This is a genomic window from Prevotella sp. P6B1 (assembly GCF_000702825.1).
GTDB lineage: Bacteria > Bacteroidota > Bacteroidia > Bacteroidales > Bacteroidaceae > Prevotella.
Map to the genome: position 1 here is coordinate 620,216 of NZ_JNKF01000011.1, position 14,207 is coordinate 634,422.

The following is a 14,207-nucleotide window of genomic DNA, read 5'->3' on the forward strand; positions in this document are numbered from 1 at the left end:
GTTAAGAAGAATGGAGAAGAAGGATTTACGAATTGTATTTATGGGAACACCAGAGTTTGCAGTGGAGACACTGAAAGCACTGGTAGAGAATGATTATAATGTGGTGGCCGTGGTTACCCAGCCTGATAAACCCGTAGGTCGCCATCAGACTGAGATGCAGCCATCGGAGGTTAAGAAATACGCCCTGGAGCATAACCTGCCCGTACTGCAACCCGTCAAGATGAAGGATCCAGAGTTTGTAGAACAGCTGCGCAGCTATCAGGCCAACCTGCAGGTGGTAGTAGCTTTCCGCATGCTGCCCGAGGTGGTATGGGACATGCCCGAATATGGCACCTTCAACGTACACGCCGCCTTACTGCCACAGTATCGTGGAGCAGCCCCCATCAACTGGGCAGTGATTCACGGAGAGACACAGACAGGCGTCACAACCTTCTTCCTCGACCACGACATCGACACAGGGCGCATCATCATGCAGAAGCCTTTCGACATCCCCGAGACAGCCGATGTGGAATACGTGTACGACGGATTGATGCACCTGGGTGCCGAGATCTGTTTAGAGACCCTCAACCGCATCATCGCTGCCGATGGACATCCTGAAAGCATTCCGCAGGAAGAGATGATTGCCGTAGGTAGCGAATTGCACGCTGCGCCGAAAATCTTCAAGGAGACCTGCGAAATCAACTGGAATCAGCCCGCCAAGAAGGTCTATGACTTTATCCGCGGCCTCAGTCCCTATCCTGGTGCCTGGTGCACTTTGGTATCGCCCGAAGGCAAGGAAACCGTTCTGAAAATCTTCAAGACCAGTCGCACAGACAAGACTACTGGTCAGCCCCGCTCCACCGCAGTGGTCGACCGCAAGCCCTGCATCAAGGCTACCGACGAGTTGCTGATGATTGAGGAACTTCAGTTGGCAGGCAAAAAGCGCATGAGCGGTCGCGATTTCCTGAACGGCATTAAAAATTTCGAAAACTATATAATAAAATAAGGTGTAAATGCGTTACTATAATAGGACTAATAGAAATAATGTATTGCCTATGAAGATTTTTACTCCAGAAGACAACATGTTCAGCGAGAAGACATTCAAGCCACGCAAGCAAACGCTCGACCTCATTCGTCTTGTTGCCTACACCTATCGTAGTAACAGCAACGAAACATCGAATCTGAACTAACAAATTATTATGGCATTAGTATCACCATCCTTACTCGCCGCCGACTTCTTGCATCTCGATCGCGACATCAACATGATTAATCGCAGTGAGGCCGATTGGCTCCACCTCGACGTGATGGACGGCTCTTTCGTCCCCAACATTTCATTCGGCTTCCCCGTACTCGAGGCCGTTGCAAAAGCTTGCACCAAACCCCTCGATGTACATTATATGATAGAGCACCCCGAGCGTTATATCGCCCAGACAGCCAAGTTGGGTGCTATGATGATGAACGTACACTACGAAGCGTGCCTGCACCTGCATCGCACCATTCAGGAGATTCATCAGGCTGGCATGAAAGCCGGTGTAACACTGAATCCAGCCACACCCGTTAGCGTGTTAGAGGATATTATCGGCGATGTGGATATGGTACTGCTGATGAGCGTAAACCCAGGCTTTGGCGGACAGAAGTTCATCGAGAACACCATCGACAAGGTGAAGCGTCTGCGCCAGATGATTAACGAGAAAGGATGCCAAACACTGATCGAAGTGGATGGCGGCGTACAGGGCGAAACAGCCCCCCGACTAGTAGCGGCAGGCGTTGATGTGCTGGTAAGCGGCAGTTACGTATTCGGAGCAAAGGATCCTGAAAGCGTTATCCGCGATCTGAAATCACTCTAAACTCAAATTGATTTCGTGCTCGCGCAATAATTTGCGCATATTCAATAGGGCGTATCTCATGCGTCCTAATGATGTGTTGATGCTTACCTGAGTCTCCTCAGCAATCTCCTTGAACGAGAGATTCTGGAAATAGCGCATATACACGACTTCACGCTGGGCAGCAGGCAGCATGTTCATCAGCGACACGATATCCTTCAGTGTCTGATTATTGGTCAGTTCGTTTTCCCGACTATCCCCCATCAACGAGGCGCTTTTAATCAAGCTCAGGTCGTTGTCCTTCGAAGCGTCGACCACCTTATCGTTTTTCTGCGATCGATAGTAGTCAATCACCACATTGTGAGCGATGCGGTTAACCCAACAGATAAACTTGCCACTATCATTGTACTGGCGATTCTGTAATTTGTGGATTACCTTCAGGAAGGTTTCCTGAAACAAGTCGTTGGCCACGTCCTCGTTCTTCACGTTATACATAATGTACGTGAAGATCTTGTCCTGATTACGCGAAAGTAACTCGTCGAATGCTCTGTTATTGCCATCAATGTAAGCAAGTGCCAACTCTTCGTCGGTCATACTTTTGATTGTACTCATTTCTCAAAATTTAAAATTGAGTAGAAGCTGTTTCGATAGGCAATAAAGTTTTAAAATGTTAATAATCTGTGGCAAAAATAGATATTTTTCGCCAAATCACCAAAAAAAATCACCAAAATCTTAACATTCTACGAAAATTTTCCTAATTTTGCAGATATTTATCAGCTAAAAAGGAAGAATATGAAACTATTTGTACCAGGTCGCCTGTGTCTATTTGGCGAACATACCGACTGGGCAGGACACTACCGAACAATGAATGCCGACATCAAGCCCGGCGCAGCCATTGTAACAGGAATCGAACAGGGCATCTATGCCGAAGTTGAAAAATCTAGTACTTTTGAACTCTACAGTTCTGCAGGCGAGATTAAGGATATTTGGCAGGATTTCAGTTGCCGCATGGACGAAATCGAGCTGAAACGCATCGCCAAGAGCGGTTCGTTCTTCTGCTACTGTGCTGGTGTAGCCTCGTACATGCTGGAGTGGTACAAGGTAGGCGGTGTCCGCATCCGCATTACCGACATGACCCTCCCCATGAAGAGCGGTCTGTCGTCGTCAGCCGCCATCTGCGTACTGGTAGCGCGTGCGTTCAATCAGTTGTATAATCTCAACCTCAACACCTTGGGCGAGATGAACATCGCCTATCTGGGCGAGCTCCGTACCAGTAGCCGTTGCGGACGTCTGGACCAAGCATGTGCATTCGGCGTAAAACCCAACCTGATGACCTTTGACGGCGACGAGATCGAAGTACGCTCGCTGAACGTGAAGAAGCCGCTCTATTGGGTGTTTGCCGACCTGTGCGCCGAGAAGAACACCATTAAAATTCTGTCAGACCTGAACAAGGCCTACCCTTTCCCCAACAGCGATGCTGAACGGGCAGAGCACGAGGCACTGGGCGAACAGAATTTAGAGATTGTAGAACGTGCCATCAAATATATGGCCGCAGGCGATGCCGAGAGCTTAGGCAAGCTGATGACCGAGGCCGAGGCGTTGTTCGATGCCAAGGTAGCCCCCATGTCGTCAGCCCTTTGGGCGCCTAAACTGCATAGTGTTTTAGAAGACCCCAACATCCAAGCATGGATATGGGGCGGCAAGGGTGTTGGTTCGCATGGCGACGGCTCTGTGCAGTTCCTGGCACGCGATGAGCAGTCACAGCTGGCGCTGACCGACTATCTGAACGCACATGGCATGAAGGCCTACACGCTCACCTTGAAACCCGTCCACACCGTGCGTCGCGCCATTATTCCTGTGGCAGGTTTCGGCACCCGCCTTTATCCGTCAACTCGTGTCATCAAAAAGGATTTCTTCCCTATTCCCTGTCCCGACGGCATGGTACGTCCAGTCATTCTGATACTGCTCGAAGAGCTGGTACAAAGCGGTATCGAGGAGATTTGTCTGGTATTAGGCTCTGAAGAGGAGCGCCAGCAGTATGCCGACTTCTTCGAGCACCCGCTGCCCGATGAGCATCTGCGCAAGCTGAATCCCGAAGCCCAGGAATACGAGAACCACATATTGGATATCGGCAAGAAGCTGCACTATGTCTATCAGCACGAGAAGCGCGGATTCGGCCATGCCGTTTATCAGGCCGCTCAGTTTGCCGGCAACGAGCCCGTCCTGCTGTTGCTGGGCGACACCCTCTATCGCAGCCAATCCAACAAGCCCTGTGCCCTGCAGATGATTGAGGATTACGAGCACTACAACCGCCTGATGGTCAGTATTCACCCGATACCATTGGCCGAGGTGAGCCGCTATGGCATCCTGCATGGTGTATGGGAGGATAAGGACCAGACCGTGCTGAACGTGTCCGACATGCAGGAAAAGCCCAAGGCCAGCTATGCCGAGGAGTACCTTGCCGTACGTAATAAGAAAGGTGTAAAGGAATACTACAGTGTATTCGGCCAATATATTCTCACGCCCGAGGTCTTCTCACAGCTGCACGAGGACATCATGCAGAAGGAGATTGAAGGCGACCACCAGACCGAGATTGAGCTTACCTCAGCACTCGAGGCTGTTCGCAAGCGTAGCGGCATGGTAGGTGTAAGATTGCGTGGTAACATGTTCGACATGGGCAATCCCGCCGCCTTCACAAAGGCTATCACCGAGTTTGCTGCACCGTAATAAGAAATCCCGCAATTACTTGCGGGATTCTTTTTTTCTTATTTCACGAGACTCAGCAGATATTTGCCATATTCGTTCTTGGCCATCGGCTTAGCCACTTCTTCCAGCTTTTCTTTACTGATCCAACCGCGCTTAAAGGCTATTTCCTCTAAGCACGCCACCTTCAGTCCCTGACGCTTCTCAATCACCTCAATAAAGGTCGAAGCCTCCGACAGCGAGTCGTGCGTACCAGTGTCAAGCCATGCAAAGCCGCGCTGCAGGGTCTGCACCTTCAGCTTCTTGGCTGCCAGATATTCCTGATTAACCGTGGTAATCTCCAGTTCGCCACGAGCCGACGGTTTGATATGCTTGGCAATATCCACCACGCTGTTGGGGTAGAAATACAAGCCTACCACCGCATAGTTCGACTTGGGGTTGGCGGGTTTCTCCTCAATGCTCAGGCAGTTACCCTCGGCATCAAACTCAGCCACACCATAGCGCTCAGGATCGTTTACATAATAGCCGAACACGGTAGCCTGTCCGCGCTTCTCGGCATTCTCCACACTCTCCTTCAGCAGTCCGGTGAATCCCGATCCGTAGAAGATGTTGTCGCCCAGAACCAGACAAGCGCAATCGTCGCCTATAAACTTCTCGCCGATGATGAAGGCCTGGGCCAGTCCGTCGGGCGATGGCTGCTCAGCATACTCAAAACGCACGCCATAATCCGATCCGTCACCCAGCAGTCTTTTGAATCCTGACAGATCGTGGGGCGTTGATATGATCAGTATCTCACGGATGCCAGCCAGCATCAGCGCCGAAATAGGATAATAGATCATCGGTTTGTCGAAAATAGGTATCAATTGTTTACTGATTCCTTTAGTGATGGGGTAAAGGCGAGTGCCTGAACCGCCTGCCAAAACAATTCCTTTCATAATTCGCAATTATTTATAATTTTGGTGCAAAGATAAGGATTTTTATGCACGAATTGCCATAATTATCAAAAAAATCATTACCTTTGCAGACGATTTTTGATTATAAAACAAGATTTTATGGGATTTTGGAATAAATTATTTGGAAATAAGGACGAACAGAAGGTAGGCGGCATGGAGGATTTCATGACCCTGATCCGCGTTTACTTCCAGGCAGCCATGGCAGCCGACCTTGGCATTACCAACCTGGCCGCCCTGCCCGACCTGCGTGTGTTTAAGACCACACTCAAGGTAGCTACCGTTAATAATAAGTTAGGTGTCGGCGAGCGCACACGTTGTAAAAAGATGCTCAAGGAGATGTATGGCATGGACGACGATTTCTTCAAGGAGATTGACGCGAGCCTGCGCAAGCGTTGCAAGAAAATACAGGATGCGCAGACCTATCTGCTTCAGTTCCAGGGCTTTACTCAGGACATCATGATGCTTACAGGCAACCTGATGAAGTTCAAGCTCCGCCTGCCCGGCTTCATGAAGAAGGCTCTCTACACCATGACCGAGAAGACCGTGAACGACATTTTCAACAAGAACGACTTCAGCGACCCCTCAGTACTGAAGAGCGTGGTAGCCGTTCGTGAGTACAACCGCCGTTTAGGATTCTCTCAGAAGTGGATTACCGACTTTGTTTACAAAGTGGTGATGCTGGCCAAGAAGGAGCCCAAGCCCGCAGAAGAGAAATAAAGGGGTGAAAAGATTAAAGTTTCTTAAAAGACAGAGATAAGTCTATTCTTTAAGAGATAAATTATATAACTTTGTACACCAAATAGTTATATCATGACTGCAAACGAAGAGACCATAGTGGCGTTCGAGACGCGCGTACGACAGATGATTTACCACTTCAAGGAACTGAAGGCGGAGAATCAGGCATTGCTTGCGCAGATTGAGCAGGGAAAGCAGGACATCGAAGCCCTGCAGGCCAAACTGACTCAGGCAGACAATGATTATAATTCGCTGAAGATGGCCAAGATGATGCAGATTACCGACGGCGATCTCGAGAGCGCGAAAGCCCGCGTTCAAAAGATGATCAAGAACGTCAACAAGTGCATAGCCATTCTAAGCGACGAACAAGAAAAATAAAACAGGTGCCCCATGACAGAAGTGAATAGCGAGAGACTACATATCAGGTTGCACGTTTACGATGAAGAAATCGAGGTAACCATCAAGCGTTCCGACGAGGAGTATTATCGTAAGGCAGCCAAGCTCATTACCGACCGTTATAACGCCTATTCTCAGGCTTATAAAGGCAAGAAAGGCGAGCATACGATAGCGCTCATGACGCTCATCGACATTGCCTTGATGTACCAGCGTGAGCGCGGCAAGAACGACACTGATCCCTACAATACTATTCTCACTAAGTTGACTTCTGAAATAGAGGAGGCACTTAAGTGAGAATATCATTTTTAATAACATAGATTTTATATGGATATCATTTTTGTACTACTGATCGCCGCAGGCGCCCTCGCACTTGGAGGAGTCTGTGGATATCTTGTTTTCCGCTACGTTCTGAAGGGAAAATACAATGAAATGATTGACACAGCCACCAAGCAGGCCGATGTCATCAAAGAGAAGAAACTGCTCGAGGTGAAGGAGAAATTCATCAATAAGAAGAGCGAGTTGGAGAAGGAAGTGCAGCAGCGCAACCAGCACATCCAGCAGAGTGAGAACAAACTGAAGCAGCGCGAGATTTCGCTCAACCAGCGCCAGGAAGAACTGGGTCGCCGTAAGAACGAGCTCGACAACATGCAGCAGCGCATCGACAATGAGAAGAAACTGCTCTCTGTCAAGGCCGAGGAGCTCGAGAAGATGCAGCTCAAGGAGCGCGAGAAGCTTGAGGAAGTATCAGGTCTGAGCGCCGAAGAAGCTAAGAACCGCCTGGTAGAGTCGATGAAGGACGAGGCTAAGACTGCCGCTGCCAGCTACATCAACGAGATTATGGACGAGGCTAAGCTCAACGCCAATGCCCAGGCCAAGAAGATAGTCATCCAGACCATCCAGCGCGTAGCTACAGAGACCGCTATCGAAAACTCTGTGAGTGTGTTCCACATTGAGAACGACGAGGTAAAGGGTCGCATCATCGGCCGCGAGGGTCGTAACATCCGCGCTCTTGAGGCCGCTGCAGGTGTTGAAATCGTAGTTGATGATACCCCCGAGGCTATCGTTATCTCAGGTTTCGATCCCGTACGCCGTGAGGTTTGCCGCCTGGCACTCCACCAGCTGGTAAGCGATGGTCGTATCCACCCAGCCCGTATCGAGGAAGTGGTAGCCAAGGTGAAGAAGCAGCTCGACAACGAGATCATCGAGACAGGTAAGCGCACTGCTATCGACCTGGGTGTACACGGTCTGCACCCCGAGCTCATCCGCATCATCGGTAAGATGAAGTACCGCTCTTCATACGGACAGAACCTGCTGCAGCATGCCCGCGAAACAGCCAACCTCTGTGCCGTTATGGCCAGCGAGCTGGGCTTGAACCCCAAGAAGGCCAAGCGTGCCGGACTGCTGCACGATATTGGTAAGGTGCCCGATGAGGAGAGCGAGTTGCCACACGCTATCTACGGTGCCAAGATTGCCGAGAAGTACAAGGAGAAGCCCGATATCTGCAATGCCATCGGTGCTCACCACGACGAGATAGAGATGCAGACCCTGCTGGCTCCTATCGTACAGGTGTGCGACGCCATCTCAGGCGCCCGTCCAGGTGCCCGCCGCGAGATTGTAGAGGCCTACATCAAGCGTCTGAACGACCTTGAGGCCATCGCCATGAGCTATCCCGGCGTTACCAAGACCTACGCCATCCAGGCAGGTCGCGAGCTCCGTGTGATTGTAGGTGCCGATAAGATGAACGATGCCGAGAGCGAGGCTCTCAGCACCGATATCGCTACCAAGATTCAGAACGAGATGACCTATCCTGGTCAGGTGAAGATCACGGTGATCCGTGAGACCCGTTCGGTAGCTTACGCTAAATAAGCATGATTAGAGTATCTGCTTGATGTCAAGCAGACTGGAAACCAGATAAGTGGGGGCCTGCGGGTCTCCACTTTTTATGTCGTACTGCCAGCGGTTGAAGAGCAGCGTGTCGATGCCAGCCGCCATAGCGCCCTGTATGTCGGTAGCCATATTGTCGCCTATCATCAGCGTGGTCTCGGGGTTGGCGCCCGTCTGTGCGAAGGCGTAATCGAAGAACGCCTGCGAGGGCTTGTTGGCACCCGCATCCTCGCTCAGCACAATGGTATCAAAATAGTCGCGCAGTCCGCAGGCAGCCAGTTTTTTATACTGCACCTCGTGGAATCCGTTGCTGGTCATATGCATGCGGTAGCCCTGCTGTCGCAGATAGTCCATCAGGCGGTGTGCGCCCTCAACGGTGCCTGGCTTCGAGCTGCAGAAGTCGAGAAAACGGTCGCTCATCTCCAGGCACAACTGCTCTGTCACCTCCAGTCCCAGCCCCACACTCAGCGGTCGGCGGAATCGCTCCACTATCAGATAGTCGCGCGTAATCTCCCCCTTCGAGTAGCGGCTCCACAGGTCGATATTCGCCTCCCAGTAGGTATCGTAAAACAATTGCGGGTCGCTGAAGAAGCGCCCCAATCCAAAAGCCTCAAACGTCTCGCCGAGAGCTATCACGGCATTGCCATGGGTATCGTATAGCGTATCGTCGAAATCTACAAACAAGTCATGATATACTTTTTTCTTTTCCATAACGGGCGCAAAGTTAATAAAAAATTTGGTTGTTTCACGAAAAAAACGTATTTTTGCAAGCAAAAATCAAACCGATTCATCAGGATGAAGCCTAAACTCATCATCATCGCATTGTTAACGATGGCTACAGGTAGCGCACAGGCGCAGTCGGTAGTCAAGGAACTGCAGGAAGATGTGAACCGTGCAGCAGGCATGTTCTATGCCCGTCAGGCAGGCAAGATGCCGAAGGACACCCCCGCCCCAGGCGGTAAGAAGCCCTTCTACATCAACCACTATGGTTGTCCGGGCTCGTACTATCTCGACAAGAACGAGTATTACACCGACACCTACGCCACGCTGGCCAAGGCCGACAGCTTAGGCAAGCTCACCAAGCTGGGGCAGGATGTGCTGCGCAGGATAGCTCTGCTGAAAGCCGATGCCTACCACCGTAGCGGCGAGCTTACGGCCCGCGGCGCCCAGCAGAGTCGCGACCTGGTGAAACAGATGGTCCAGCGGTTCCCCGACATCTTCATTCCCCAAGGCTACTTCAGCGTGCGGAGCATCGTTGAGAACCGTTGCATCATGACCATGGAGGAGGGCTTGCTGCAGCTCTCGGCCATGAAGCAGCCCATCGTAGCGCGCAGCAAAGCCTCGATGCAGGAGGTGCGGTTTATGAATCCCACCGACAAGGAGCTGATAGCACAGCGCGTCGATTCGCTCACCCGCATAAACTACGACCGCTTCTACACCCTGAATTCGAACGACGGCCGCCTCATGACGTCGCTCTTCAACGATCAGAGCTACGTGCTGAACCATATAGATGCCGCCAAACTCAGCCGCCAGCTGTTCCTCCTGGCAGGCAATGTGCAGAACAGCGAGCTGGCAGGCACCATGACCCTGTGGGACATCTTCACGCCTGAAGAGATACACCAGCACTGGCGCAAGCAGAACGCCTGGCACTATATCAACTATGGCGGCTGCACGCTCAACGGCGGCTATCAGCCCTATCTGCAGCGTTCCGTGCTCCGCAATATGATACACATGGGCGACAGCGTGCTGAAACGCTACACCCCACTCATGCACCTGCGCTACACCCATGCCAATGTGGTGATGAGTCTGGCCTGCCTGATGGACCTCAACGGCTGTAACCTGCACACCGAGAATCTCGACTCGCTCGAGGCCTACGGCTGGGTCAACTACCGCATCGCCCCCTTAGGCGGCACCATCGAGATGATACACTACCGCGCCGATCACGACGACCCCGATGTGCTGGTCAAGGTGCTGCTCAACGGCCAGGAGGCCACGCTGCCCATTGAAACCGACTGCGCCCCCTACTACCACTGGCAGGACGTGAAGCGCTACTATCTGCGCAAGCTGTATCGCTACGAGAACCGTAGGTTTAACTTTAAGACCCGAGGAAGATGAGACACCTGATAACCATCCTGTTCGCCCTGTATTGTTCACTGCTGGCAGCCCCTGCACAGTCGGTGAAAGAAATCATCAGGCAGCGCCCATCGTATGCCTCGTGCAACTACGACACCTACCCCGACTCTATCCAGACCACGCTCACACCAGCCCCCGCTGGCAAGAAGCCCTTCTACATATCCCATTACGGTCGCCACGGCTCGCGCTATATCAGCAACCGCAACGGCTACGACACGCCCTACATCATGATGCTACATGCCGACAGCCTCGACGAGCTCACTGTCGAAGGCCGCCGCGTGCTCCACGAGATGAACTCGATCATGCGCGACACCGAGGACCGCTGGGGCGAGCTTACCGGCTATGGCAAGCGCCAGATGCAGGAGATCGGCCGCCGCATGGCACAACGTTTTCCCGAGGTGTTCCACCCAGGCGCCCACGTCACAGCCATCAGCACCGTTGTGCCCCGTTGTATCGAGTCCATGGGCTCGGCATGCATGGAGATGCTGCAGGTGTGCCCCAAGCTAAAGGTCAGCATGCAGGCATCGCAGCGCACCCAGTGGTACATGAACTACCAAGACCGCAAGCTGCGCCACAACTATATGACCCCCGAGGCGCAGAAGGCCTACAATGCCTATATCGCCACCCGCATGGGCAACACCCGCTTGATGGAGCTCATCTTCAAGAACCCCGACATCGTCAAGGAGTTTGTCGATGAAGAGTACTTCAACTATTACCTGATGAAGATGAGCCTGTTTCAGCTCAACACCAACTATAACCGCAACACCAACCTGATCGGCCTGTTTAATACCGACGATATCTACCGCATGTGGCAGATCGACAATGTGCTGTGGTATATCCAGCATGGTGCCTGCAAGCTCAACGGCGGCCGCCAGCCCTACACGCAGCGCCACCTGTTGCGCCAGATGATAGCTGATGCCGACAGCTGCATCAAGCTGCCCGATCCCGGTGCCCAGCTGCGTTTCGGCCACGAAACGGTGCTGCTGCCACTGGTATGCCTGATAGGTGTTAACGGCTACGACCTCGCGACCGACAATCTCGACGACCTCGAGGCACGCGGCTGGTGGAGCAGTAGTATCTTCCCCATGGGCTGCAACCTGCAGTTCATCTTCTACCGCAGCAGTCCCAAGGACAAGGACGTGCTCTTCAAGGTGCTGCTCAACGAAGTAGAGGCCACGCTGCCCATCAAGACAGACTGTGCCCCCTACTACCATTGGACCGACTTCCGCCAGTATTGCCTCGACAAGCTGGCCGCCTACAAGCCATGATGGCTTGTTTTACTACGCTTGTATAAGCCTCACCTTTCTACGATTATCCTTAGGTCGCACCGCGAAGTGCAGCCAGATGGCGCCGCTGGCGTTTCGTTCTATCAGCAGCTCGTCGAAGTCCTCCTGGCTCTCGTCTGCAATGTCGAGCAGGATGGTGGCGTAGCGGATGAGCTGACAGATATCCTTCACCTTGATATCAGCCGCACACCCTGTGAGGTGATTGCTGGTGGCGACGCCACCCACCGCTTTGTTCACCTGGGGCGAGCGAAAGGCGCTGTTGATGATAATCGGGTCGTTACCCTCGCCATAGCGGCAGTTCCACTCGCTACGCAGCATCTCCAACCAGCCGCAGAGGCGCTTCAGGTTCTCAATATGTACGTGCGAAGGGATATTCCCATCAGGAGTTTTCACACTCGTCTTACACATCTCTCCCAACACGAAATGTTGGGAGAGTTTTGCTTTACTATTCAATTGTACTTTCTGTTCCATAATTATAATGCAATTTGAATTAATGAATTAATGAATCATTGTCAGCATACAAGATTAGCTATTTTCTTGTAACGATGCTTACACGTTCCATTCTCAACATATTCACCACACTTCTCAATGGCATTGTCTTCCATCAGGCGCCTAACCCTCGTGCGAGCTGTGTAGATGCTTATCTGAAAAAGTCTGGCCACATCATCAATAGAGAACTCCTTAGGTAGCTTATTATACTCGTCGATGGTTCGCTGATGATGACGACGATTGGTGGCGGCATCACGCAACTTGTCGTCGAAGTACTTCTCGGCCAGGGCGCCGAAGTAGTGGCGCTGACAGGCAAACTGGATGTTCACAATCAACTCGGCCAACTGGTCGTCGATCTCATCCGTTTCAAACTCACCGCACCAGTAGTCGCCCTCCTGATGGAGCTCGCCCCAGTGGCGCATCACGATAAAAGGTGCCGAGTAGTTAATGCCGTGGTAGGCGCAGCGCTTCAGCAGCATCTCGTCGGCCTTGCTCTCGTTGTCCTTGGCGTCGGCCATACGACGTGCTGTCCAGTCGTACATCGTGTGCACAATGCGCTTGATGGATAGTTCGCCTTTGGTCTTGTCCAGTTTCTTGGCCCACTCCAGCAGACGGTTGTCGCTGTCCTCATCCACCTCCTCGTCGAGATCCATCATCTCAAAATGCGTGGTGGGCAAGGGGATGCAGGTCAATCGTGTAGCAAGACCGCTTCCAAAGTTCTGCTCGTTCACCTTCTTCTTCAGGGCGATGGGCGTGCCGGTATACACGTAGTTCCACGTCACGTTAAAGTCCTGCATAATCGAGTCCATGTTCGAATAAGCCTGTCCGTCCTCCTCGTTGTGGAAGGCCTTCAGTTCCAGGTTCTGCTTGTCTATCCAGCTTCCACCCTTCTGCACGGCGAGGGTGTTGTCGAGCTCGGTATCGAAGGTGAGCATGTGTAGCTGCATGTCGCGCCCATCCACGTTCTCCACGGCGTTCACCATATCCTGAATAAACTGCGCGTTACAAGTTCGTGAAGGGTGCACACGCACCACTACCTTAGGCTTCTTGGGCTTCTCCTTGTTGGCACCTTTGGTCTTCATCTCCTCACGATAGCGATTGATGGTGTCCTTACCAACCTTATCAGCTGCCACAATGGGCGCTGCTAAGAACTCATACAGGCGGGTGGCGAAACTCTTACCGCTGGCAGGATCGCCGATAATCAGAGCCGAGGCATTCAGGCGGCGCAACTTCGAGGGGCGATGGTAGAAGCGATACGTGCAGCGTGTCATCAGCGTCATCATCAGGGCTCCCGACACTATCAGGGCAGCAGGATACTGACTGCGCTTCAATCCCTTGCAGGCATCCTGCAGCGCAGGATAATAAGGAAACAGCGCCTCAATCTTCTCGCCCCAGTCCTGCAGCCAGCGGTCTATCTCCTCCTCGCCTATGGTGGCGGCGTCTGCCTCTTCGCCCCGCGTGATCTGTTTCCATGACAGGCCGCACGCTTGGCAAATTGACTCCTGCATAGCCTTTGAAGGGCACTGGGTAAGGTACTTCTTTTCGCGCTCCGACATGCGTTCTGCAGCCGACGCCACCGTCTGTGCCACGTTCTCGTCGCGCTCTTCGATAATCTCCTGCACCCAGGGTTGACGTTCAAGTATCCGCTGCACCAGCTTTCGGTCGCCATCAAACAGCACCAGCAGGTCGCTTGCCAGTTTAAGACTCTCGTTGTGTCTGTTACTATCGTCTGCACAGGGCAGCTTTGCACGATAGCGCTCATCAATAATACGCTGTATATCATACCCTCGCCATTTTATGCCCACGTTTTTATCATCCACTTTCCT

General features: G+C 52.2%; 15 protein-coding genes. 10 read left to right on the top strand and 5 right to left on the bottom strand.

Annotated elements, in window-relative coordinates:
- Positions 1–10 precede the first annotated feature (10 nt).
- From fmt to rpe, 3 genes are read left to right on the top strand one after another with little or no spacing between them, the layout of a single operon-like run.
- The gene (gene fmt / locus T495_RS0106805) at positions 11–985 is read left to right on the top strand and encodes a methionyl-tRNA formyltransferase (protein WP_033148033.1); all 975 of its coding nucleotides are present in this window, start codon (positions 11–13) and stop codon (positions 983–985) included.
- A 49-nt stretch (positions 986–1,034) separates the two neighbouring features.
- Complete coding sequence (locus tag T495_RS16285; protein ID WP_255327034.1) at positions 1,035–1,169, top strand: hypothetical protein; 135 nt, start codon at positions 1,035–1,037, stop codon at positions 1,167–1,169.
- A 6-nt stretch (positions 1,170–1,175) separates the two neighbouring features.
- Positions 1,176–1,826, top strand: a complete 651-nt coding sequence (rpe, locus tag T495_RS0106810; RefSeq protein WP_155993478.1) for a ribulose-phosphate 3-epimerase — start codon at positions 1,176–1,178, stop codon at positions 1,824–1,826.
- Here the strand turns inward: rpe and T495_RS0106815 are convergent.
- Entirely contained in the window at positions 1,818–2,414 is a 597-nt protein-coding gene (locus T495_RS0106815) for an RNA polymerase sigma factor (protein ID WP_028904141.1), read from the bottom strand. The two genes, rpe and T495_RS0106815, sit on opposite strands and share 9 nt — an antisense overlap.
- Before the next feature lie 180 nt (positions 2,415–2,594).
- Between T495_RS0106815 and T495_RS0106820 the strand changes: the two genes are divergently transcribed.
- A complete protein-coding gene (locus tag T495_RS0106820) occupies positions 2,595–4,529 on the top strand; it encodes a sugar phosphate nucleotidyltransferase (RefSeq protein WP_033148035.1) in 1,935 nt (644 codons plus the stop codon).
- 38 nt (positions 4,530–4,567) lie between these two features.
- Here the strand turns inward: T495_RS0106820 and rfbA are convergent, their stop codons facing one another.
- Positions 4,568–5,440 carry a glucose-1-phosphate thymidylyltransferase RfbA gene (gene rfbA, locus T495_RS0106825; protein ID WP_028904608.1) on the bottom strand — a complete coding sequence of 291 codons (873 nt, stop codon included), beginning with the start codon at positions 5,438–5,440 and terminating at the stop codon, positions 4,568–4,570.
- 117 nt (positions 5,441–5,557) lie between these two features.
- Between rfbA and T495_RS0106830 the strand changes: the two genes are divergently transcribed.
- The 4 genes from T495_RS0106830 to rny all read left to right on the top strand — a co-directional run bounded on the left by T495_RS0106830 (position 5,558) and on the right by rny (position 8,455).
- Positions 5,558–6,175, top strand: coding sequence for a hypothetical protein (locus T495_RS0106830; RefSeq protein ID WP_028904609.1), 618 nt, complete (start codon positions 5,558–5,560; stop codon positions 6,173–6,175).
- Positions 6,176–6,268: 93 nt separating this feature from the next.
- The gene (locus T495_RS0106835; protein WP_028904610.1) at positions 6,269–6,571 is read left to right on the top strand and encodes a hypothetical protein; all 303 of its coding nucleotides are present in this window, start codon (positions 6,269–6,271) and stop codon (positions 6,569–6,571) included.
- Between the two features lie 12 nt (positions 6,572–6,583).
- On the top strand, positions 6,584–6,883 hold the full coding sequence (locus T495_RS0106840) for a cell division protein ZapA (RefSeq protein WP_028904611.1): 300 nt from the start codon (positions 6,584–6,586) through the stop codon (positions 6,881–6,883).
- Between the two features lie 30 nt (positions 6,884–6,913).
- Entirely contained in the window at positions 6,914–8,455 is a 1,542-nt protein-coding gene (gene rny, locus T495_RS0106845) for a ribonuclease Y (protein ID WP_033148036.1), read from the top strand.
- A gap of 6 nt (positions 8,456–8,461) precedes the next feature.
- On the opposite strand, the gene T495_RS0106850 is transcribed toward rny, so the two are convergent.
- Entirely contained in the window at positions 8,462–9,184 is a 723-nt protein-coding gene (locus T495_RS0106850) for a YjjG family noncanonical pyrimidine nucleotidase (protein WP_033148037.1), read from the bottom strand.
- A gap of 84 nt (positions 9,185–9,268) precedes the next feature.
- On the opposite strand from T495_RS0106850, the gene T495_RS0106855 reads away from it, so the two are divergent.
- Together T495_RS0106855 and T495_RS0106860 are read left to right on the top strand one after the other, a co-directional pair.
- Positions 9,269–10,588 carry a hypothetical protein gene (locus T495_RS0106855; RefSeq protein ID WP_033148038.1) on the top strand — a complete coding sequence of 440 codons (1,320 nt, stop codon included), beginning with the start codon at positions 9,269–9,271 and terminating at the stop codon, positions 10,586–10,588.
- Complete coding sequence (locus T495_RS0106860; protein WP_033148039.1) at positions 10,585–11,874, top strand: histidine-type phosphatase; 1,290 nt, start codon at positions 10,585–10,587, stop codon at positions 11,872–11,874. The genes T495_RS0106855 and T495_RS0106860 overlap by 4 nt, the downstream gene beginning before the upstream one ends.
- Positions 11,875–11,886: 12 nt before the next feature.
- On the opposite strand, the gene T495_RS15150 is transcribed toward T495_RS0106860, so the two are convergent.
- Complete coding sequence (locus T495_RS15150; protein ID WP_051651892.1) at positions 11,887–12,363, bottom strand: D-Ala-D-Ala carboxypeptidase family metallohydrolase; 477 nt, start codon at positions 12,361–12,363, stop codon at positions 11,887–11,889.
- Positions 12,364–12,404: 41 nt separating this feature from the next.
- A partial coding sequence (locus T495_RS0106870) for a hypothetical protein (protein ID WP_081832045.1) occupies positions 12,405–14,207 on the bottom strand: 1,803 nt, incomplete at its 5' end.

Bases quoted from the DNA above. Each gene is read 5' to 3' on its own strand.
- fmt (WP_033148033.1), top strand. From the start codon at position 11: ATGGAGAAGAAGGATTTACGAATTGTATTTATGGGAACACCAGAGTTT.
- T495_RS16285 (WP_255327034.1), top strand. From the start codon at position 1,035: ATGAAGATTTTTACTCCAGAAGACAACATGTTCAGCGAGAAGACATTC.
- T495_RS0106815 (WP_028904141.1), bottom strand. From the start codon at position 2,414: ATGAGTACAATCAAAAGTATGACCGACGAAGAGTTGGCACTTGCTTAC.
- T495_RS0106820 (WP_033148035.1), top strand. From the start codon at position 2,595: ATGAAACTATTTGTACCAGGTCGCCTGTGTCTATTTGGCGAACATACC.
- rfbA (WP_028904608.1), bottom strand. From the start codon at position 5,440: ATGAAAGGAATTGTTTTGGCAGGCGGTTCAGGCACTCGCCTTTACCCC.
- T495_RS0106830 (WP_028904609.1), top strand. From the start codon at position 5,558: ATGGGATTTTGGAATAAATTATTTGGAAATAAGGACGAACAGAAGGTA.
- T495_RS0106835 (WP_028904610.1), top strand. From the start codon at position 6,269: ATGACTGCAAACGAAGAGACCATAGTGGCGTTCGAGACGCGCGTACGA.
- T495_RS0106840 (WP_028904611.1), top strand. From the start codon at position 6,584: ATGACAGAAGTGAATAGCGAGAGACTACATATCAGGTTGCACGTTTAC.
- rny (WP_033148036.1), top strand. From the start codon at position 6,914: ATGGATATCATTTTTGTACTACTGATCGCCGCAGGCGCCCTCGCACTT.
- T495_RS0106850 (WP_033148037.1), bottom strand. From the start codon at position 9,184: ATGGAAAAGAAAAAAGTATATCATGACTTGTTTGTAGATTTCGACGAT.
- T495_RS0106855 (WP_033148038.1), top strand. From the start codon at position 9,269: ATGAAGCCTAAACTCATCATCATCGCATTGTTAACGATGGCTACAGGT.
- T495_RS0106860 (WP_033148039.1), top strand. From the start codon at position 10,585: ATGAGACACCTGATAACCATCCTGTTCGCCCTGTATTGTTCACTGCTG.
- T495_RS15150 (WP_051651892.1), bottom strand. From the start codon at position 12,363: ATGGAACAGAAAGTACAATTGAATAGTAAAGCAAAACTCTCCCAACAT.